Here is a 20,057-nt window from a genome sequence, read left to right as displayed (position 1 = left end):
TGGAGTTACATTTTCCGGCCGTCGGGCTATGAGATTCGACCCTCGTAACGCCTTGTCAGGCCGACTCATCGGCCCGAAAGACCCACACACCACCAGACGCTATACCCGCCCGGGCGAGCGCGGTTCAGGAGCCGATGATTCGCCTGGAGATGGCCGCGTTATCGGCCTCGGCGTCGGAGTAGGAACCAGCTGATCTCAGCAGCTTGTCCCCGATCGAGGCGTACTCACCCGAGGCTGTCGCAGACCAGTCCGTTGACACGGCGGAGGTCTCCCCCGTGCCGAAGTCCCCCACGAGCCCGAAGCTCGACGGAAGCCGCACCGATGCCGACTCCCTGACCTCGGCGCTGGCCGCGTACCAGGTGTCGGCCGCGCTGCGCAGCCCATCCGTGCTGACCTGATAGCTGCCTGATCCGGAAGCTGCTCCCGACGCAAGAACCGTCGATGACGAACCACCAGACGTCGGTCCGGAGTAGCCCGACGATCCGCCCGAGGACGAACCACCCGACGACCATCCGCCGGAGGTCGAACCACCCGACGACGCGCCGCCCGAGGTCGAACCACTCGACGACGAACCACCGGACGACGAACCGCCGGAGGAGGAACCACCGGAGGAGGAACCACCTGGGTCGGTGCCGACACCGACGCCGCTGCCTGGCCAGGTCCAGCCGCTCCCGTCCGAGCCGCCGGTTCCGTTTGACCCCGATCCGCCCTGTTCAGATCCGCCCGAGCCGCCACCGTCCTGCCACGGCCAGTCAGATCCCGACCCGGCAGAGCCCGACCCCGATCCGGCGCCCGGGACGCCATCGGCCCCATCGACCCCGGAAGCCAGCGGCTGTCCCGCGAGCCCGGCACCGGCCCCCACGCCTGCGCCGAGACCAGCGCCCGACCCCAGTCCGACCCCAGAGCCGAGTCCCGTGCCGACGCCGGATCCGCCGCCGACACCGAACGTGGAGCCCGCCGTCGAACCGGCGCCCAGCGCCGAGGACGACCCGGAGCCCAGCGCCGTGCTGGCTGCACCCGTCGCACCAGCGGCTCCCACCGCACCGACGCCGCCGGCACCTCCCGCAGCCGCGGAGCCGCCCGTCGCGACCGGTCCGGCAGCCGCCGCGGTGGCGTTCCCGCCGCCGGATCCACCCGCCATCATGGGCGGCAGCGCGCCGGCCTGGCCGCCCTGCCTTCCCTTGCCGCCCGGCTGCGTTTTGGGGTTGATGAGCGCCTCACGGAGGTCCTCGTCGTGCAGGAGATCGTCGCTGTCGGAGCGCAGGCCGCTGAACCTTCCCTCGGCGACGCGGCGCGCTACGGCCTCCCAGGCCTTATCGGCTTCGGTCATCAGTCGCTCCTTCGCTCAGCGGTCCAACCCGGGGACCGCGCCACTCTTGTTCTCCAGGTCGCCGGTGTCGGGCGCCTCGTTCTCATCCGGCATCGGGATGGTGTTGGTGTCGGTGGCCGGCACGTCCGCCTGGGCGGTGCCGGTGGGCCAGTCGCCCTCGTTGAGCAGCTCCGGTGCCGCGAGGGACTGGTGCAACCTGCTGTCGAGCTCCCGTCCGGCAGCCGCGACCGGTTCGCCTCGCGCGGCGCTCGACACACCCGTGAGGGTGGCCTGCACGACGCCGATGGCGCCGGAGGTCCGCTGGTAGTAACGGCCGGGAGAACAGACCGTGGGGAGCTGTCGGACGCGGTGGGTTGCGTCGCCCAGCTCCTGCGACATCTTCGCGAACAAGGCGGTGTTGAAGTTACTCAGGTGCTGCAGGGCGCCAGCCACCGACCCCGTCACGCCGCCGAGCTCACGCGCCGCGCCGACCTGCACCTCCGCGGCGAGGCGGTAGGTGCCGGATGCCGCCCCGCCCCACCCGGGGATGGTGCTGACGCCGTCCACCGCTGTCGCGGCCTGGTCGATCCGGGCGGCCGCCGAGTTCCATTCCTGAGCCGCACGCTCCAACTCCGCGGCGGCCGTGCCGCCCCTGGCGATGGCCGCCGCCAGGACGCCGTCGATCTGGTCGAGAAGCCCACGGACCATGCGTTTGCGGCTCGCGGCGGCGGCCTCGAACTCCTGCTTCTTCGACCAGTACTGGAAACCGTGCTCGAACAGGGCGTTCAGCTCTACCCAGAAGTCGTTGGCCTCTGCATCGTCCTTGGCGATGGCGGCCTCGACCGCCGCACGTAGCGAGTCGGCCCTGGAGCGAACCACCGAGACTCTCCCGAGGCCGAGATCCACACCGCCCAACTCCAGCGATGCCTTCCTTACTGCGTCGCTGATGCGCGATGCGGTGAGTCCGAGGCTGCTCATCTCTGCTCCTGAATCATCCGGGGGTGGCCTCTAGGAATGTAGCGGTCCAGGCGGCCAGGTCGTCGATACCCAGCGTGCCGACCAGATCTGTGAAGATCCACAGGCGCAGCGAATCAGACTCGGTGACGCAGCTGGCCAGGCCGTCCTGCGTCTGGCAGAAGATGCCCGGCGCAGTCTCCTCGGCCGCGTCGAAGCCGAGGAGAGTGCGGTTGACCGCGAAGTCCTCGGCCGAGCGCCCCATGTCCTGCACGTTGATGCGGTCGACGTCGTCCCCGACGCGCTCGTACATCGGCGCGCCACCCTCCCAGTGGAACGTGAAGCTGTCGACCTGCTCGGGGTACGCGTCCTCGCCGAGCGTGCCGGCGTCGTTGGTCCGCGTCGCTGAGGGGGTCGACGATGCGGCCGTCGTCGGGCCGGACGGCTCGGGGGTGGGCGTGCAGCCCGTCGTCAGCGCGACGGCCCCCGCCAGCGCCAGGGCCGCCGCCCGCCAGCCCCTCACCGGTCCGCCTCGTCCGCGCTCCGGGCGGAGCCCGGGGTGGCGCGGAAAGCCCGATGCGGCAGGAGGGCGGCGAGATATGCCCGATTGAGAAGGTCCTGCTCGGCGGTCAGCTCGTCGAGTTCGGTGCGGTCGACCTCGGCCGGCGGCAGGTAGCGCAGTCGTGCCCGCCCGGCCGCTCGCAGGACGTTCGCGCCGATCGCACCCGCGTCGGCGCCGTCGAGCCAGCGAGGCTCGAACGCCACCTCGAAGGGTCGACCCGCCTCGTCGAGCGTGACCGTTGCCCCCTTGGACCTCGCGCTGACGCGTTGTGTGGTGGGTTGAGGCACGGAGTCGGCCCGCGCGATGGCCGCCTCGAGTCGCGCGTCCAGGTCACGGAACAGTGCGGTGAACGATGAGATGGTGCGCTTGTTGAGGGGTGGGATCCTCTCGAACTCCGCCAGGACGTCGTCGGGCAGTCCGGCCAGCGGATCGGCGGCCCGGTCGGGGGGCGCCTCGAGCGGCTCGTCGGGAATCGCCAGGTCGACGGCGGCGAGCGCGAAGGCCTGCCGGAAGTGCCGCTCGAGGGTGTCGCGCCCCTTCAGCTTGTGTGCCCAGGACGGGGAGACCTGCACGCGCACGAGAGCCCCGTCGTCGATCCAGACACGCAGGACCCTGTCCGCATCGGTGAAGCTGGGGACGTGAGCGGACTGCTCGCCCGGGGCGCCGTACTCGGGCGCCTCCGGCATGTCGAGCGTCTCGGCCACGCGCATCTCGACCCCGACGTCCGCCGGCGGCGCCTGCGGCACGTCGTCGTCGAAGAGGCGATTCGTCATGGGCTCCCCCGGTTGGTCCTGCGCTGGTCTCGAGACTATGCCAGAGCCGGCGCCACCGTGACATCCTCCGCGGGTTGTTCCACCAGAGCTTCTAGGCTCGCCCCATGGATGCCTCCAGAGTCGTCATCCTCCCGACCCCTCTGCTTCCGGCCAGGGTCTACCAACCGTTGGCGGCGGCGCTGCGGGCGCAGGGGTGCGATGTCGACGTCGCGCCGCCTGCCCCCGCCTACCACTGAGCTACTTCGACTACCGAATCGCGCCGCCGACGGACTGGGTCACGGGGCCCAACGCCTACCTCGCCTTCGGCGCCACCTACGTCGCGCAGCTCGAGTTCGCGCTCGCCGAGGGCTGGCCGCAGGCCCGGATCGCCGGCGCCCACCTCCACTTCCTCCACGAACCGGAGACGGTCGCCGCCCGTATCCGCGAGCTGGCCGTCAGGCTGCCTTGCGGAACTTCTCCGCGGTGAGGCGACGACGGGCGGTGATCGACATGATCGAGAGCACCGCACCGATCGCAGCCATCAGGACCGCGACGGCGGCGAGACCCACCTCGCCGGAACCACCCGCCAACCACGTGCGCACGAGCACGAACGCGTTGTGCAGAGGCGAGATGGTGCCGAGCGGGCTGAGCCACCCGGTGGCCGACGACAGACCGAGCGCCACGGTCACAGCGAGCAGGATCACCGAGATCGCGCGACCGACATTGCCGAACCACGACGCCAGCGCATGGTTGGCGAACACGAAGGAGACGCCCGCGACCGCGAGCAGCGCCGCCAGGCCGACCGTCGTGCCGATGCTCGTGTTGAGCACGGCCCCGCCGATGATGCCCATCACGACGCCCTGGCCGGCCACCACCACGACCGGCAGCCAGATCATCCGGGCCCACAGCAGCAGGCTGGAGGCGCGGGACGTGACCACGTCGCGCGGGATGGGGCGGATGGCGACGAAGCTGGCGAGCGCGCCCAGCCACAGGGCGCAGGCGAGCAGCAGGGAGATCATCGGGATCTGCGACGACGAGATCAGCGAGTCGGACTGCTGCACGGGGGCCGCGACGACCGTCTTGAGCGCCTCGCGGTCGCTCTGCGAGTAGCTGGGCAGCTGATCGGCGCCCTTTGCCATCTCGGACGCGAACGTGGCGATGCCCTCATCGAGCTGGCTCACCCCGTCGCTCAGATCCACCATGCCGGCCGCGAACTCGTCGGCCCCGTCGGCCGCCTGCACCACGCCCTCCGCATACTGCGTGACGCCGGAGGTGTAGGCCCCGACGCCGTCGGCGAGCTGGGATGCTCCGTCGGCGAGCTGGGTCGTGCCGTCTGCGAGCTGGTTCGTGCCGTCTGCGAGCTGCTCGATGCCATCGGGGAGCTGCCCGATCTGCGAGTCCAGCTGGTTGATGCCGTCGAGCAGCTGGGTGGCGCCGTCGCCGATCGCCGACGCGTTGTCGACGATGGGCTGGGCCTGCTCAGAGAGCTGATCGGCGCCGTCGCGGATCTGCGTCAGCCCCGTCTTGAGGGCGCCGAGCTGTTCCGCGGTCTGCTTGGGCAGCTCGGTGGCGAGCTGGTCGACGCCCGCCGCCAGCTGGGAGGCGCCGCTGACGAGCGACTGACCAGTCGAGGGGTCCTCGGTGTTCAGGGCCGTCGACGCGGCGGTCGTGCCCGCCTTGAAGCCGCCCTGGATTCCGGCCGAGAGCGCGGCGTTGAAGGCCGCAGTCGCCTGGGCGCAGTTCGCCTGATCGATGCCGAAGGTGGCGCAGTCGAAACCACTGCTCATGCCCATCGCCGCGAGCACCTGCTGCGAGACGCCGGACTCGACGCCGCTGGGCAGCGGTGCGTTGGGCTGTGCCAGGCCGCTCATGGCGTCGTCCACCTGCTGGATCCCGTCGCTGAGCCCTTCCGCGCCCGCGACCAGCTGGTCCAGCTGGCTGGTGTCGGTCGAGCCGGCCGAGTCGAGGCCGTCGATGACCTGGGTGAGTCCGTCGCTGATGGAACTCACGCCTCCGATGGCCTGCGCGGCGCCGTCGGCGTAGTCGGGGATCTGGCCGAGGAGCTGGTCGGCTCCGTCGGCAAGCTGGCCCACGCCGTCGACGAGCTGCGGGGCCTGCTCGGAGAGCTCCCCCACGCCGTCGGCAAGCTGGGAGGCGCCGTCGGCCAGCTGGGAGGCTCCGTCGGCGAGGTCGTCGGCGCCCGAGGCGAGCTCGGCGCCGCCGTCGATCAACTGCTGCGAGTTGTCGCGCAGCAGCCCGAGGCCGGAGGCGAGCTGGGCCGCGCCCTGCGTGGCCTGCTCGGTGCCGTCGGCGAGCTGGGAGGAGCCGTCGTGCAGCTGGTTCACGCCGTCGACGATGGTGACGAACTGGTCGCCGACGGTGTTGAAACCGACGTAGATGCCGTCGAGGTAGCTCTCGGTGAGCGTCGAGTTGATGGTGTCGACCGCCAGGCGGGCGACCTGCTGGGCGACCTGCGAGTCGGTGACCGGGGAGTTGTCCGAGACCTGCACCTTGATGGTGGCCTGCTCGGCGGCGTCGGCGTCGTTCTCGGAGAACGACGTGGCGGCCGCCGAGAACGTCTTCGGGATCGTCACGACGGCGGAGAACCGACCGGTCTTCAACCCCGCGGCGGCGCTGGGCGCATCGGCCAGCGTCCAGGAGACGTTGTCGCCATCGCGATCGACCATCGCCGCAGCCAGCTGGCGCCCCATCGGCACCATCTGACCGTCGATCGTGACGGCCTCGTCGAGGTTGACGACGGCGGCGCTGATGGCCTCGTCGTCGCGCGTGGTCAGGCCGATCAGCGCGGCGACCGCGAGCAACGGCACCAGGATCAGCGCGATCAGCGCCGGCAGCTTGATGGACTTCATGCGAGGCTCCCCTCGAGAGCGGTCGGCGCAGGGTAGACCCCGTCGACCGGCAGGTTGCTGAGTTGCTCCTCGGCGGCGGCGCAGAGCACCACCACCCCGGAGGGACGGACACGTTCGATGAGATCCTCCAACGCCGCGTGGGTGTCGGGGTCGGTGGAGAGCTCGACCGAGTCGATGAACACGACGGAGCCGGCGCCGATCTTGTGCAGCACTCCGGGGCGGTCCTCGACCAGGGCCAGGTCGACGTAGTTGACGCGACGGTGGACCCGGCTGGCCCCCTCGGGGAGCAGCGCGCCGACGACGCGGGCCCTGCCGGAGGTGGTCTCGAGCCTCCCGCTGAGCGCCAGCGCGGCGCCGGTCCGGGCGCTCACCGGGCCCACGAGGCCGACGACGTTGCCCGGCACGAGCCGAAGGCTGATGGGGCCGACGACACCCTCTACGGCGAGGTCGTCGGCGAACACCAGGGAGTCGTCGCCGGGCCAGTCCTTGAGCCTCATCTCGGTGCTGAGCACCTCGCCCTCCACGTCGAACGTCGGGAGGATGCGATCGAGCCACTTCGGCAGCCACCAGGCCTTGTCGCCCAGCAGCGCCATGACGGCCGGCACGAGAGTCATGCGGACGAGGAACGCGTCTACGGCGACGCCGACGGCAAGCGCGAACGCGATCGCCTTGATGGCGCCCATGCCCTCGGGCACGAAGAACGCGAAGACGGAGAACATGATGATCGCGGCGGCGGCGACGACCGGTCCAGAGGCGACGAAGCCGCTGCGGATGGCCTCGATCGCGGACTTGCCGTGCACGTACTCCTCGCGCATGCGGCTGACGAGGAACACCTCGTAGTCCATCGCAAGGCCGAAGAGGATGCCCATCAGGAGGATCGGGAGGAACGAGATGACCGGCATCGGTTTCTCGAGGTTGATCAGTTCCTTGCCGACGCCGTAGTTGAACACCAGGGCGGTGGCGCCGAACGCGGCGCCGACGCTGAGGAGGTAGCCCAGCGTCGCCTTGACCGGCACCCACACCGAACGGAAGACGGCGGCGAGCAGGATCAGGGAGAGGCCGACGACGAGTACGCCGAACGGCAGGAGGGCCGCCGTCAGTTTCTCGCTGATGTCGATCTGCACCGCGGTCAGGCCGGTGACGTTGGTGGCGACGCCGTACTCGGCCTCCCACTCGTCTGCACGATCAGCGAGGGCGCGGACGAGATCGGCCGTGGCGGGGTCGGTGGGGCCGGTGGTCGGGACGACCTGGACCAGGCCGGTGTCGGCATTCTGGTTCGGCGTGGACATCGGCACGGACGCGACGCCGTCCATCGCCTCGATGTCCTCCTTCAGGCCGGCCATCACCCCGAGCGGGTCGGTGCTGCCGATGATGTCGGCTGTGACGATCAGCGGACCGTTGATGCCGGGTCCGAAGTTCTCCTCGAGCAGGTCGAATGCCACGCGGGCGGGGGTGCCCGCCGTCTGCTGGCCCGCGTTGGGGAGCGAGACCTGCAGCCCGAGCGTGGGGACGGTCAGGGCGCCGAGGGCGGTGACGACGATGACCATCGTCACGATCGGATGGGTCGTGACCGTCCTCACCCACCAGGCGAAGCCGAACCCCTCCTTCTTCTTCGCCTTCCTCGGCTTGCGCGCCTTGGGCGTCATGCGCGCGCCGAGCAGGCCCATCAGCGCGGGCAGCAGCGTGAGCGCGATCGCGACGGAGAACGCGACGGTCAGGGCGGCGAAGATACCCATCACGGTCAGGAACGGGATGTTGGCGACGCTCAGGCCGAGCAGGGCGATGAACACCGTCAGGCCGGCGAACACCACAGCCGACCCCGAGGTTCCGACGGCGCGGCCGGCGGACTCCTCCGGCTCGATCCCCGCCGCCAGCTGGTCCCGGTGGCGCGACAGGATGAACAGGGCGTAGTCGATGCCGACCGCCAGGCCGAGCATGATCGACAGCAGCGGGGTCGTGGAGTTGATGTCGAAGATGCCGGTCAACAGGAAGAGCAGGGCCATCGAGACGCCCACGCCGATGATCGCGGTGACCAGCGGCAGGCCGGCGGCGACGAGTGAGCCGAGCACGATGGTCAGGACAACGAGGGCGACAAGCAGGCCGAGCCCCTCGATGATGCTCAGCGCGGGCAGCTCGATGTTGTAGGCCTCGCCGCCCATGCTGACGATGCTGCCCTCGGGGAGCGCGTCTGCCAGGTCGTCGGCGACATGAGTGATGGGCTCCAGGTCAGCCTCGGTCGGAGTTTCCTCGAAGGTGAGCGCGAGCTGGATGATCGCGGCGCGCTCGTCGTCGGAGATCAGCCCGGTGACGTACTCGTTCCAGGGGGAGGTGCCGGTGTCGACCTCGTCGAGCGCCTCGAACTCCTTGACGGCGTCCTCGATCTCGGCCTTGTAGTCGTCGACGCTGTCGCCCTCGGGCAGCTCGATGACGGCCATCGCCGACAGCGCGGCGGCGGACGGGAAGGTCATCGAGAGGCGGTCGAGGGCCTCCTGCGAGCTGGACGAAGGGATCTCGAACGCATTGTTGAACGAGCCGTGACCCACGAGGGCCGCGCCACCCAGGCCGGCCAGCAGGGCGACCCAGATCGCGATGACGGTGAGACGACGCCGGAAGCACCAGCGCCCGACGGCATAGAGCCAAGCTGACATGTGTCAACCAATCCTGTTGAGTGGATCCCTGGAGGTGGCCGCGGAGACGGGCGGCAACCGGTTCGATACATTAGTGTATCCACGGATACGGAAGGTACGAAATGGAACCCGTGAGCACCGCCGCGCCGGAGAGCGCACGCCGCCGCGCGACGCGCGCCCGGCTCGTGCAGGCCGCCCAGCAGGAGTTCGGCAAGAACGGCATCGACGCGACCAGCGTCGAACAACTGTGCGAGGCGGCCGGGTTCACCCGCGGTGCGTTCTACTCCAACTTCGCCACCAAGGACGACCTGTGCGTCGCGATCGCGGAGCACTTCGCCGAGCAGACGATCCGTTCGTGCCACGAGGCCCTCGCCTCGCTCCCCGACAGGCCCACCCCCGTCGACATCGTCGCGCAGATCCTCGGCGCCGCGAGCCTCACCGAGGACGAGCACCGCACGCAGCTCGAACTGCAGCTGCGGGCCTGGCGCGACCCCGAGCTGGGCGCGAGAATGGCCGCCGTCCGCGCCGACACCCTGCCCCTTGCCGCGGAGGTCATCGCCCGCGCGACGGCCCAGGCGGGCGTCGAGATGCTCGTCGACGTCAACGACCTGATCCGGATCTTCGAGGCGCTGTTCTTCGCCCCCACGCTGGCCAGGGAGGGAACTAGCCTGAGGCTCATCGCCTGCGTCGCGAACCACCTGACCCGTGACACCCATCCCCAGGAGCAGCCGTGACCGCACTCATCACCCGAGTCCTCACCGCCGGCAACAGCGACCCGGCCGGGCCGCCGATCCACGAGAACAACACGTGGCTGATCGGCGACGACGCCGAGGTCGTCGTCATCGACCCCGCGCACGACGCCAACGCCGTGCTGGCCGCCGTCGGCGATCGTCGCGTCGTCGCGGTCCTGATCACGCACGGGCACTGGGATCACATCCGCAGGGCCGCCGAGCTGGGGCACCGGGTGGGGGTCACGCCACGGATGAACCCGGCCGACGCCTTCCTCTGGCGTCAGGAACTCGGCGACGAGCCATTCGATGAGCTGGCCGACGGGGCTGTCGTCGAGGTCGCCGGAGTCAGTCTCGTCGCTCGGCACACGCCCGGACACACGCCCGGGTCGACATCGATCCTCGCCGACGACCTGACGGCGGTCTTCACGGGCGACACCCTCTTCCCCGGCGGCCCGGGCGCCACGCGCTGGGACTACTCCAGCTTCGAGACCATCATCGGCTCGCTGCGTGGGCTCTTCGAGCTGCCCGCCGACACCGTCGTACATCCCGGGCACGGGGACTCGACGACGATCGGCGCCGAGGCTCCGCACCTCGAGGAATGGATCGAGCGGGGCTGGTAGTCCGCCGCCGGGCGTGGTCGCTCACCGATGGTGCGCGCCGGGGTGTGCCGCCAGAACCGGCCACTCTAGGATGGATGGAGTCTGAGAAAGGGATACTCCATTGTTGGTCCTGATCACCGGCGGCGCCGGCTACATCGGCAGCACCGTCGCATCGGCCTGTGAGGACGCCGGCCACCAGGTCGTCATCCTCGATGACTTCTCCACCGGACGCCGCGAGTTCATCGGCGACCGCAAGCTGTACGAGGGCGACATCGCCGACGTCGAGCTGATCGACCGGATCTGCGCCGAGAACCAGATCGACGCCGTCGTGGACTGCGCCGCGAAGATCGTCGTGCCCGAGTCCGTCGAGCAGCCGCTCTCCTACTACGAGAACAACGTCAGCAAGACGGTCACGCTGCTCGAGGCCCTCGACCGCAACGGCGTGCACCGCTTCCTGTTCAGTTCGTCGGCGTCGATCTACGCTCCTGACGAGAACTTCATCGTCACCGAGGAGTCCCCGCTGCGGCCCGGCTCGCCGTACGCGCGCACCAAGTTCATGGTCGAGATGATCCTGGAGGACTTCACGAAGGCCTCCGACATGCACGTGCTGTCGCTGCGCTATTTCAACCCCATCGGCACCGACCCGAAGCTCCGCTCCGGGCAGCAGCTGGAGCACCCTTCGCACGTGCTCGCGAAGCTGCTCGAGGCCTGGCAGAAGGGCGAGACCTTCACGGTCACCGGCGTCGACTGGCCCACCCGCGACGGCTCCGGCATCCGCGACTTCATCCACGTCTGGGACCTGGCGCAGGCCCACGTCGCCGCGCTGGAGGGCTTCGACAAGGCCACGGCCGAGGAGCACTACCAGGTCTTCAACATCGGCACCGGCAACGGCGTCACGGTCAAGGAGCTCGCCGCGTCGTTCGAGGAGATCTCCGGCGACCCGCTGAAGGTCGAGTTCGGCCCGTCGCGCCCCGGTGACGTCGCGGGTGTCTACTCCGTGTCGCCGAAGGCCAAGGACGTGCTGGGCTGGGAGGCCAAGCTCACCGAGCAGCAGGCCGTCCGCGACGCCATCGCCTGGCTCCCGGTGCGCAAGGAGATGCTCGGCTACTGAACCGGGCCCCCTCCCACACATCTGCCCGACGCCACCGGCGCCGCGCGTCGTGTACATAAAAGTGGCCAGGGCCCCAGCACCCGGATATACGCCGAGTGCTCCGGCTCTGGCCACAGTTATGCGCAAGAGGTGCCCCACACGTCCGAGCCATCACACCCCGGACGCTCACCACCCGACCAGCCCCTGCACCGCCCGTCGCGTGCACAAAAGTGGCCAGAGCCCCAGCACCTGGATATACGCCGAGTGCTCCGGCTCTAGCCACAGTTGTGCGCGAGAGGCCGCTCAGCAGATGCTCGGCTGCTGAGCCGGTCAGCCGGCCACCCGGTCGTCAACTCCCCGGCACACGGTCAGCCGGGCACTCGGTCAGCAGGGCACTCGATCAGCCGGACACTCGGTCAACCGCCCCGTCCACCAGCCCTCCCAGACTCCCCCGCACCGCCCGTCGTGTGCACAACTGTGGCCAGAGCCCCAGTACCCGGATATACGCCGAGTGCTCCGGCCCGGGCCACTCTTATGCGCGAGAGGCGGCTCAGGAGTCGGCGGCGGCGAGCTCCACCCCCCGACGAGACCGTTCGTCCGTCCCCACCACCCAGACACCCCTTAAGCAGTGTGCGCTTCTCGTCATCGGACCGGGGAGAAGCGGGCACTGCCCGATTTTCGGGTTGACCCACGGGCGTCTGGGTGACGTTGGGGCGTCCGGATGAGGCGACGGGCTCGGATGGCGCGACGACGGTGCACCGCCCGTCGCGTGCACAGAAGTGGCCAGAGCCCCAGTACCCGGATATACGCCGAGTGCTTCGGCTCTGGCCACAGTTGTGCGGGAAAGTCGACTCAGGAATCGGCGGCGGCGAGCTGCGATTCGAGGTGGAAGACCTCGTCCAGGAACTCCCACGACTCGTCGGGAGACCCCTCCGACGCGAACAGGCGGCCCATCTCGGCCTGCCAGCGACGGTTGACGTCGGTCGCCGCGACCCTCGCCTGGGCCGCGTCGAGGTCCTCGGACTCGACATAGCCGACGAGCAGGCCGTCGTCGCGCAGGTGCAGCGAGTAGTTGTGCCAGCCCGCGTCCCGCAGGGCGCGGAGCAGCTCCGGCCACACTGCCGCGTGGGCCTCGCGGTACTTCGCCAGGTTCGCCGGGTCGACGTGTCCGAGGAAGCAGTAGCGCTTCATGCAGGTGTCCTTCCGTGGATGGAGGTGGATGGAAGGCCCGACGGGAGTGCATCGGGGCCTTCGATGGACTGGTGAGGTGCCCGATCCGAGTGATCAGGGCCTTCGGTGGGGATGGATGAGGGGGAGGGCAGCGACGCTGCCCTCCCCCTCGATCTGTCCGGTGGCCCGCTCAGGAGCCGCTCCGGATGCGCCGGGAGGTGTGTGCGTAGGCCACCCGGCGCCGGACGCTACCGATCAGAAGTCGAAGTCGTCGATGTTGTCGGCGTTGAAGCGGTAGGGATCTCCAAGGAGGACGGTCTGGTCCGCACCGACGGTGAAGGAGCCGAGGTCGCCGGCCTCGAAGGAGTCACCCTCGGCGCCGCTGATGTCGCCCTTGATGAGCGCGGCGGCCGCGTAGGCGGACAGCGTGCCCAGGTCCTGCGGGTTCCACAGGGCGAACTCGGTGACGGTGCCGTCCTTCACGTATTCGCGCATCTGGTTCGGGGTGCCGAGGCCGGTGACGGCGACCTTGCCCTTGAACGACGAGGTGGAGACGTAGCGCGCGGCCGCGGCGATGCCGACGGTCGTGGGCGACACGATGCCCTTCAGGTCGGGGTAGGTCTGCAGCAGGGCGGCGGTCTTGTCGAACGAGGTCTGGTCGTCGTCGTCACCGTAGGCAACCTCGACCAGCTCGATGTTCGGGTGGTCGGCCTCGAGCTGCGACTTCATGTCCTCGATCCAGGCGTTCTGGTTCGTCGCGTTGGCGGACGCGGACAGGATGGCGATCTGGCCCTCGTCGCCGATCTGCTCGGCGATCATGTCGACCTGCGCCTTGGCGATGCCGGCGGCGTCGGCCTGGCTGACGAACAGGTCGCGGCACTCGGCGTTGGTGTCGGAGTCGAAGGTGACGACCTTGATGCCGGCGTCGCGGGCCTCGTTGAGGGCGTCGCAGATGGCGGCCGGGTCGTTCGCGGACACGACGATCGCGCCGACCTGCTGCTGCGTGAGGGTGTTGATGTAGGACACCTGAGCGTCGGCGGTGGCGGTGGCCGGACCGACCTCGTTGAACGTGCCGCCGAGGGCCTCGATGGCCGCCTTGCCACCCGTCGACGAGGCGTCGAAGTACGGGTTGCCCAGGTTCTTGGGCAGGAACGTCACGGACAGGTTGGCCGAGCCGGCGTCGCCGGAGGCGGTGGAGTCGCCGGTCGAGGCCGTTTCGGAGGAGCCGCAGCCGGTGAGGGCCAGGCTGATGGCGGCGGTGCCGGCGAGCAGCTTGGCACCGAGGCGGGAGTTGAGCTTCATTGTTCTTCTCTCTGGGTGGTGGTGGGTGGTTGGTGACTAGCCGGCCGTGACCGGTTGCTGGGTTGCTGACCGCAACGCCCGGCGGGCGCGCTGCCTCTTGAACCAGTCGAGGACCGAGCTGGCGATGACGGACGCCACGAGGAGGACGCCCGTGATGATGTTGATGACATCGGAGGTGACGTTGGCAAGGCGCAGCGCGCTGGACAGCGCGCCGATCAGGAACACGCCGGCGATCACGCCGTGCAGAGCGCCCCGGCCGCCGAATACGGAGACCCCGCCCAGCACGACCGCCGCGATGACCTGCAGCTCGAGGCCGGTCGCGTTGTCGCCGCGGGCCGAGCCGTAGCGCAGCGTGAAGTACACGCCGGCCAGCGCGGCGATGGTGCCGCTCAGCACGAACAGGATCAGGCGGGTCCTTGCGACGTCGACGCCGGAGAAGGCGGCCGCCTCCTTGCTCAGGCCGATCGCGAAGATGCCGCGGCCGAACTTGCTGAAGTGCAGCATCCAGACCGCGCCGATCAGCAGGACGACGAACAGGATCATGATGACGGGGATGGGGCTGTCGCCGATCTTGGCGCGGGCCAGCTTGGTCCACTCCTGCGGGAAGCCGGTGACCGCCGTCGTGCCGAGCAGGCCGACGGCGATGCCGCGGAACAGCGCCATCGTGCCGATGGTGACGGCCAGCGCCGGCAGGTCGATGTGCGTGATGAGCCAGCCGTTGAACAGGCCGCCGACGGCGCCGACGACCAGCGCGAAGACGATGCCGACGGGGACCGGGAGCCCGGCCTGGAAGGCGACGCCGAACACCACCGAGCTGAGACCCACCATCGAGCCGACCGACAGGTCGATGTCGCCGGTGATCATGATGGGCGCCATCACGAGAGAGATGAGCAGGATCGTGGCGACGTCGAGCATCAGGTACGTCGCGGTGGCGGCGGAGGCGAAGCTCGGCACGATCAGCGACGCGCCGATCAGGACGACGATCAGCAGCGCGATGATCGCCGACTCGCGGGTGAGCAGCAGGCGCCGGACGATCGGCTGCGCGAAGTCCTTGTAGGTGCGCGGGGCGGTGGTCTCGCTCATCATCGGTCTCGCTTCTCGAGGAGCTTCTGGTGGTTGCGCTTCGCCATCACCCGGTCGAGCACGATCGCGCCGAGGATGAGGGCGCCGACCACGGCCTTCTGCCAGAAGTCCGGGATGCCGAGGACGGGCAGCGCGCGGTTGATGGTCACCAGCAGGAAGGCGCCGAGCGCCGCGCCGATGACGGTGCCGGTGCCGCCGGTGATGGCGACTCCGCCGATCACCGCCGCGCCGACGGCCTGGAGCTCGAAACCGTCGCCGGCCTGGGAGTTGATCGTGCCGTAGCGGGCCGCGTACAGGACGCCGCCGAGGCCGGCCATAGCGCCGGAGAAGACGAAGGCCATCAGCACGCGCTTGGTCTTCTGCAGGCCGTACAGCTCCGCGGCCTCGGGGTCGGACCCGATCGCGTAGAACTCGCGGCCGCCGCGGGTGTTGTGGAGGTACCAGGCGACGACGACGAGCGCGATCAGCGCGATGATCGTCAGCACCGGGATGCCCAGGATCTGCTGTGTGCCGAGCTTGAGGAAGCCCGACGGCATGTCGGAGGCGTTGATGCGGTTCGAGCCTGTCCAGGCGACGTTGATGCCGCGGAAGGCGTAGAGCGTGCCGAGCGTGATGACCATCGCAGGCACCCGCCCGAACGCGACCAGCGCGCCGTTGATCAGGCCGAGGAGCCCGCCGAACGCCAGGCCGATGAGGAACATCAGCGGGATCGGGATCGACGGGAAGGCCACGAACAGCGTGCCGACGAGGTAGGCGGTCAGGCCGAGCACCGAGCCGACCGACAGGTCGACGCTGCGGGTGATGATGACCACGGCCTGGCCCAGCGCGACGACCAGCAGGATCGACGGGGTCACGAGCAGGTCGCGGAACCCGTCGGCGCTGGTGAGGAACGTGGGGTTCCTCAGGGTGGTGACGGCGATGATCAGGATCACCGCAATGGCGATGCTGGTCTCGCGGGAGGCGAAGATGCGCGTCAGGGGGCTCTTCTTCTTGAACGCCGGGTCGGCGGGCTTCCTGCCCACGACGGACGGCTTCTCAGCGGTGCTGGTCACGCCGCGTCCTCCTTCTTCGAGTGGGTGGCCGCGTGCATGACGGACTCGGGCGTGGCCTCGGAGCGGTTGAGCTCCGCCGTGATCCGGCCCTCGCACATCACCAGGACGCGGTCGGCCATGCCGAGCACCTCGGGCAGCTCGGAGCTGATCATCAGGATCGCGAGCCCCTTGCAGGCCAGCTCGCTCATCATGCGGTGGACCTCGGACTTGGTGCCGACGTCGATGCCGCGGGTCGGCTCGTCGATGATCAGCACCTTCGGGTTGGTCGCGAGCCACTTGGCGAGCACGACCTTCTGCTGGTTGCCGCCCGACAGCGTGCCGGCGACGGTGTCCATGGCGTTGGCCTTGACCTCCAGGCGGGCGGCCCATTCCTTGGCCGAGATGTTCTCGCGGTTGACGGTCACGATGCCGTTGCGGACGAGCTGGCTGCGGATGGCGTCGGTGATGTTCGTGCGGACGGTCGCGTCGATCACGAGCCCCTGCTTGCGCCGGTCCTCCGGGACGAGCGCGAGACCCTGGTTCATCGCGGTGGCGGGGCTCTGCGGCCGGATCTGCCTGCCGTCGATCTTGACCGTGCCGGACTCGTAGGGGTCGACGCCGAAGATGGCGCGCACCACCTCGGAGCGGCCCGCGCCGACGAGGCCCGCGAGGGCGACGATCTCGCCGGCGTGCACGTCGAAGCTGATGTCGGAGAACTGGCCGGGCATGTTGAGGTTGCGCACCTCGAGGACGGTCTCGCCGATCTCGGCGGTCATCTTCGGGAACAGCTCGTTGACGTCGCGACCGACCATCATCTTCACGATCTCCGGCACCGACGTCGAGTCCGTGTCGACGGTGGCGATGAAGGCGCCGTCGCGCATGACCGTGATGCGGTCGCAGAGGTCGAAGACCTCCTCGAAGCGGTGCGAGATGAACATGAGCGCGCGTCCCTCGTCGCGGAGCTGGCGGGCCACGGTGAACAGGCGGTCAACCTCGACGCCCGAAAGGGCGGCGGTGGGCTCGTCCATGATGAGGACCTTGGCGTCGAGCGAGATGGCCTTGGCGATCTCGATGATCTGCTGGTCGGCGATGGAGAGCCCGTCGGCAGGGCGATCGGGATCGATCTGGACGCCGAGTCGCTGCATGAGGCCTTCGACCTCCGCGCGCATGGCCGGGCGGTCGATGCGGCCGAAGCTCTTCGTCAGCTGTCGTCCCATGAAGATGTTCTCGGTGACTGACAGGTCCGGGAAGAGGGTGGGCTCCTGGTAGATGACGGCGATGCCTGCCGCCTTCGACTCTGCGGTGCTGCGGAAATCAACGGGCTGGCCCTCGAGTTCGAAGGTCCCGGAGTCTCGCTCGTAGAGGCCGGCGATGATCTTGACCAGCGTGGACTTGCCCGCGCCGTTCTCCCCGACCAGGGCGTTGATGGACCCGGAGCGGAGCTCCAACTCGCCGTCGCGCAGAGCCACGACCGAGCCGAATCTCTTGCTGACTCCCGTCAGCGTGAGAGTGGCTGTTGCCGCCATACCCAGCCTCCTTGCTTCTCGACGTCGGACTCATCCTTGAGCCGACGCGGGTAGGTTGAGGAGGACACTACGTGGTGAGATTGAAACGTGTCAATCACTTCGACGATAACGAATTGATTACTGTGGCGACTTCCGCATCCGCGCCCTAGAGTGTCCGACGTGACCACCCCCGGACGCGACGGCCACGGGCGCCGCCAACGCATCAGCACCCGCGAGGTTGCCGCGCGCGCCCAGGTCTCGATCGGCACGGTCTCCAACGTCCTGAACTACCCCGACCGCGTCCTGCCTGCCACGCGCGAGCGCGTCGAGGAGGCCATCCGCGAACTGGGCTGGGTACCGAATAAGCAGGCGCGCGACCTCCGCGCCGGCCGGAGTCAGACCATCGGGCTTGCCGTGATGGACGTCACGAACCCCTTCTTCGCCGACCTCCTCCGCGGCGCCAACTCCGCGCTCGAAGCGGCCGGCTACCGCACGGTGATCGGCGACGCCGACAACGACCTCGACCGCCAGCAACGGATCCTGCACGGCTTCCTCGAGCAACGCGTGCGCGGCGTCATCCTCGGACCCATCGGCCTGGAGGCAGCGGACCTCGACGAGCTGACCCACGCGGGCATCAACACTGTCCTGGTCGACCGCGTCCTCGAGGGGGGCGTGTGCTGCACCGTGGGCGTCGACGACGTCGCGGGCGGCCGGATCGCCGTCGAGCATCTCCTGGAGCGCGGACACCGCCGGCTGGCCATCGTCGGCGGCAGGTCGACGCTCGCCCAGGTCCGCGACCGGCGGCGCGGGGCCCAGGAGGCGGTCGACGCGGCCGAGGCGAGCCTGCTGTCCATCTCCACGGACCACCTCGACTTCGCCGGGGGCCGCCGGGCCGCCGGGGAACTCGCTCTGATGGACCCGCACGAGCGCCCGACCGGGGTCTTCTGCACCAACGACCTCGTCGCGGTCGGGCTGCTGCAGGGGCTCATCGGCCACGGCCTGCGGGTGCCGGACGACGTCGCGATCGTCGGCTACGACGACATCGACTTCGCCGCGGCAGCGGCGGTGCCGCTGTCGTCTGTCGGGCAGCCGCGCCGCAGGCTGGGCACCACGGCGGCCGAGCTGCTGATCGCAGAGTTCGACGCGACCGCGAACGGGCTCGCGCACGTCCACCAGGCCGTCCAGTTCACCCCCGAGCTGGTCGTCCGCGATTCCAGCGCCCCCGCACACTGATCCTTGACTCATCCGGAGGCGGAGGGTACGTTCTCCCTATTGAAACGATTCAACCCTTCAATGAGGAAGAGCATGACTGCATTCGACGCCATCACGGACCAGCTCGCGCAGCAGGTCATTGAGGTCCCTTCGTGGGCCTACGGCAACTCCGGTACCCGCTTTCGCGTCTTCGGCTCCCCCGGGACCCCGCGCACGGTGTTCGAGAAGCTGGCCGACGCCGCCCAGGTCAACGCCTACACCGGCCTGGCGCCGAAGGTCGCGCTCCACTACCCCTGGGACAAGGTGGACGACTGGAAGGCCCTGTCTGACTATGCGGCGGAGGTCGGCGTCGAGCTCGGCACCGTGAACTCGAACACGTTCCAGGACGAGGACTACAAGTTCGGCAGCCTCGCGCACCACGACCCGGCCGTGCGCCAGAAGGCCATCGACCACCACCTCGAGTGCCTCGAGATCATGGACATCATCGGCTCCACCGACCTCAAGATCTGGCTGGCCGACGGCACGAACTACCCGGGCCAGGGAGACATCCGCCGTCGCCAGGACTGGCTCGCAGACTCGCTGGCGAAGATCTACGCCTCACTCGGCGCCGACCAGCGCCTCGTGCTGGAGTACAAGTTCTTCGAGCCGGCGTTCTACCACACCGACGTCCCGGACTGGGGCACGTCGTTCGCGCACGTCAGCGCGCTGGGCGAGAAGGCGTTCGTCTGCCTCGACACGGGCCACCACGCCCCCGGCACCAACATCGAGTTCATCGTCGCGCAGCTCCTGCGGCTCGGGAAGCTCGGCTCCTTCGACTTCAACTCGCGCTTCTACGCCGACGACGACCTGATCGTCGGCGCCGCCGACCCCTTCCAGCTGTTCCGCATCATGTACGAGGTGCGTCGCGGCGGCGGCTTCGAGCCGGACTCGGGCGTCGCGTTCATGCTCGACCAGTGCCACAACGTCGAGGACAAGATCCCCGGCCAGATCCGCTCCGTGCTCAACGTGCAGGAGATGACGGCCCGCGCGCTGCTCGTCGACACCGTCGAGCTGGAGGCCGCGCAGACCGCAGGCGACGTGCTGGGCGCGAGCGCGATCTTCATGGATGCGTTCTACACCGACGTCCGCGGCGACCTGGCGCGCTGGCGCGAGTCGCGGGGCCTGCCCGCCGACCCGATGAAGGCCTTCCGCGAGTCGGGCTACCTGGCGAAGATCGCCGAGGAGCGCGTCGGCGGCACCCAGGCCGGCTGGGGCGCGTGA

Annotated in this window: 18 protein-coding genes; 7 read left to right on the top strand and 11 right to left on the bottom strand. The window is 69.4% G+C overall.

Annotation, left to right across the window (positions count from 1 at the left end):
- Positions 1-124 precede the first annotated feature (124 nt).
- Genes KDB89_RS00425 through KDB89_RS00410 form a run of 4 tightly spaced genes read right to left on the bottom strand, consistent with a single transcriptional unit; the run spans position 125 to position 3,598 of the window.
- Entirely contained in the window at positions 125-1,330 is a 1,206-nt protein-coding gene (locus tag KDB89_RS00425) for a hypothetical protein (protein ID WP_219082424.1), read from the bottom strand.
- A 15-nt stretch (positions 1,331-1,345) separates the two neighbouring features.
- The gene (locus KDB89_RS00420) at positions 1,346-2,287 is read right to left on the bottom strand and encodes a hypothetical protein (RefSeq protein WP_219082423.1); all 942 of its coding nucleotides are present in this window, start codon (positions 2,285-2,287) and stop codon (positions 1,346-1,348) included.
- A 13-nt stretch (positions 2,288-2,300) separates the two neighbouring features.
- Positions 2,301-2,786 (bottom strand): hypothetical protein, encoded by a 486-nt coding sequence (locus KDB89_RS00415; RefSeq protein ID WP_219082421.1) that lies wholly within the window; start codon positions 2,784-2,786, stop codon positions 2,301-2,303.
- Positions 2,783-3,598 carry a hypothetical protein gene (locus tag KDB89_RS00410; RefSeq protein ID WP_219082418.1) on the bottom strand — a complete coding sequence of 272 codons (816 nt, stop codon included), beginning with the start codon at positions 3,596-3,598 and terminating at the stop codon, positions 2,783-2,785. Before KDB89_RS00410 ends, KDB89_RS00415 begins: the two co-directional genes overlap by 4 nt.
- Before the next feature lie 104 nt (positions 3,599-3,702).
- Here KDB89_RS00410 and KDB89_RS14530 point away from each other — a divergent pair, with 104 nt between their 5' ends.
- Both KDB89_RS14530 and KDB89_RS00405 read left to right on the top strand, forming a co-directional pair.
- On the top strand, positions 3,703-3,834 hold the full coding sequence (locus KDB89_RS14530) for a hypothetical protein (protein WP_255556041.1): 132 nt from the start codon (positions 3,703-3,705) through the stop codon (positions 3,832-3,834).
- A complete protein-coding gene (locus KDB89_RS00405) occupies positions 3,792-4,064 on the top strand; it encodes a hypothetical protein (RefSeq protein ID WP_219082417.1) in 273 nt (90 codons plus the stop codon). The genes KDB89_RS14530 and KDB89_RS00405 overlap by 43 nt, the downstream gene beginning before the upstream one ends.
- Here the strand turns inward: KDB89_RS00405 and KDB89_RS00400 are convergent.
- Both KDB89_RS00400 and KDB89_RS00395 read right to left on the bottom strand, forming a co-directional pair.
- Positions 4,033-6,447, bottom strand: coding sequence for a YhgE/Pip domain-containing protein (locus tag KDB89_RS00400; RefSeq protein WP_219082415.1), 2,415 nt, complete (start codon positions 6,445-6,447; stop codon positions 4,033-4,035). The two genes, KDB89_RS00405 and KDB89_RS00400, sit on opposite strands and share 32 nt — an antisense overlap.
- Positions 6,444-9,095: an MMPL family transporter gene (locus tag KDB89_RS00395; RefSeq protein WP_219082413.1), complete on the bottom strand. Its 2,652-nt coding sequence runs from the start codon at positions 9,093-9,095 to the stop codon at positions 6,444-6,446. The genes KDB89_RS00400 and KDB89_RS00395 overlap by 4 nt, the downstream gene beginning before the upstream one ends.
- Before the next feature lie 101 nt (positions 9,096-9,196).
- Between KDB89_RS00395 and KDB89_RS00390 the strand changes: the two genes are divergently transcribed.
- The 3 genes from KDB89_RS00390 (at position 9,197) to galE (ending at position 11,515) form a co-directional block, all read left to right on the top strand.
- Entirely contained in the window at positions 9,197-9,808 is a 612-nt protein-coding gene (locus tag KDB89_RS00390) for a TetR/AcrR family transcriptional regulator (RefSeq protein ID WP_219082411.1), read from the top strand.
- Positions 9,805-10,425 (top strand): MBL fold metallo-hydrolase, encoded by a 621-nt coding sequence (locus tag KDB89_RS00385; protein ID WP_219082410.1) that lies wholly within the window; start codon positions 9,805-9,807, stop codon positions 10,423-10,425. Before KDB89_RS00390 ends, KDB89_RS00385 begins: the two co-directional genes overlap by 4 nt.
- A gap of 100 nt (positions 10,426-10,525) precedes the next feature.
- The gene (gene galE / locus KDB89_RS00380; RefSeq protein WP_219082407.1) at positions 10,526-11,515 is read left to right on the top strand and encodes a UDP-glucose 4-epimerase GalE; all 990 of its coding nucleotides are present in this window, start codon (positions 10,526-10,528) and stop codon (positions 11,513-11,515) included.
- 831 nt (positions 11,516-12,346) lie between these two features.
- Here the strand turns inward: galE and KDB89_RS00375 are convergent.
- The 5 genes from KDB89_RS00375 to KDB89_RS00355 form a co-directional block, all read right to left on the bottom strand.
- Positions 12,347-12,685: an L-rhamnose mutarotase gene (locus tag KDB89_RS00375; protein ID WP_219082404.1), complete on the bottom strand. Its 339-nt coding sequence runs from the start codon at positions 12,683-12,685 to the stop codon at positions 12,347-12,349.
- Between the two features lie 234 nt (positions 12,686-12,919).
- Complete coding sequence (rhaS, locus tag KDB89_RS00370; protein ID WP_219082401.1) at positions 12,920-13,966, bottom strand: rhamnose ABC transporter substrate-binding protein; 1,047 nt, start codon at positions 13,964-13,966, stop codon at positions 12,920-12,922.
- Positions 13,967-14,002: 36 nt separating this feature from the next.
- The gene (locus KDB89_RS00365) at positions 14,003-15,049 is read right to left on the bottom strand and encodes an ABC transporter permease (RefSeq protein WP_255556038.1); all 1,047 of its coding nucleotides are present in this window, start codon (positions 15,047-15,049) and stop codon (positions 14,003-14,005) included.
- Entirely contained in the window at positions 15,049-16,101 is a 1,053-nt protein-coding gene (locus KDB89_RS00360) for an ABC transporter permease (protein ID WP_255556037.1), read from the bottom strand. The genes KDB89_RS00365 and KDB89_RS00360 overlap by 1 nt, the downstream gene beginning before the upstream one ends.
- On the bottom strand, positions 16,098-17,606 hold the full coding sequence (locus tag KDB89_RS00355; RefSeq protein ID WP_219082366.1) for a sugar ABC transporter ATP-binding protein: 1,509 nt from the start codon (positions 17,604-17,606) through the stop codon (positions 16,098-16,100). The genes KDB89_RS00360 and KDB89_RS00355 overlap by 4 nt, the downstream gene beginning before the upstream one ends.
- Positions 17,607-17,765: 159 nt before the next feature.
- Here KDB89_RS00355 and KDB89_RS00350 point away from each other — a divergent pair, with 159 nt between their 5' ends.
- Positions 17,766-18,818, top strand: a complete 1,053-nt coding sequence (locus KDB89_RS00350; RefSeq protein WP_255556036.1) for a LacI family DNA-binding transcriptional regulator — start codon at positions 17,766-17,768, stop codon at positions 18,816-18,818.
- A 72-nt stretch (positions 18,819-18,890) separates the two neighbouring features.
- Complete coding sequence (gene rhaI, locus KDB89_RS00345) at positions 18,891-20,057, top strand: L-rhamnose isomerase (RefSeq protein WP_219082364.1); 1,167 nt, start codon at positions 18,891-18,893, stop codon at positions 20,055-20,057.

This window comes from Tessaracoccus palaemonis (genome assembly GCF_019316905.1).
GTDB classification, from domain to species: Bacteria; Actinomycetota; Actinomycetes; order Propionibacteriales; family Propionibacteriaceae; genus Arachnia; species Arachnia palaemonis.
This window is presented reverse-complemented; position numbering and strand designations above follow the sequence as displayed.

What these genes read in the sequence shown, in the direction of transcription:
- KDB89_RS00425 (WP_219082424.1), bottom strand. Translation starts at nt 1,330, where the DNA reads ATGACCGAAGCCGATAAGGCCTGGGAGGCCGTAGCGCGCCGCGTCGCC.
- KDB89_RS00420 (WP_219082423.1), bottom strand. Translation starts at nt 2,287, where the DNA reads ATGAGCAGCCTCGGACTCACCGCATCGCGCATCAGCGACGCAGTAAGG.
- KDB89_RS00410 (WP_219082418.1), bottom strand. Translation starts at nt 3,598, where the DNA reads ATGACGAATCGCCTCTTCGACGACGACGTGCCGCAGGCGCCGCCGGCG.
- KDB89_RS14530 (WP_255556041.1), top strand. Translation starts at nt 3,703, where the DNA reads ATGGATGCCTCCAGAGTCGTCATCCTCCCGACCCCTCTGCTTCCGGCC.
- KDB89_RS00400 (WP_219082415.1), bottom strand. Translation starts at nt 6,447, where the DNA reads ATGAAGTCCATCAAGCTGCCGGCGCTGATCGCGCTGATCCTGGTGCCG.
- KDB89_RS00395 (WP_219082413.1), bottom strand. Translation starts at nt 9,095, where the DNA reads ATGTCAGCTTGGCTCTATGCCGTCGGGCGCTGGTGCTTCCGGCGTCGT.
- KDB89_RS00390 (WP_219082411.1), top strand. Translation starts at nt 9,197, where the DNA reads ATGGAACCCGTGAGCACCGCCGCGCCGGAGAGCGCACGCCGCCGCGCG.
- KDB89_RS00375 (WP_219082404.1), bottom strand. Translation starts at nt 12,685, where the DNA reads ATGAAGCGCTACTGCTTCCTCGGACACGTCGACCCGGCGAACCTGGCG.
- rhaS (WP_219082401.1), bottom strand. Translation starts at nt 13,966, where the DNA reads ATGAAGCTCAACTCCCGCCTCGGTGCCAAGCTGCTCGCCGGCACCGCC.
- KDB89_RS00365 (WP_255556038.1), bottom strand. Translation starts at nt 15,049, where the DNA reads ATGAGCGAGACCACCGCCCCGCGCACCTACAAGGACTTCGCGCAGCCG.
- KDB89_RS00355 (WP_219082366.1), bottom strand. Translation starts at nt 17,606, where the DNA reads ATGGCGGCAACAGCCACTCTCACGCTGACGGGAGTCAGCAAGAGATTC.
- rhaI (WP_219082364.1), top strand. Translation starts at nt 18,891, where the DNA reads ATGACTGCATTCGACGCCATCACGGACCAGCTCGCGCAGCAGGTCATT.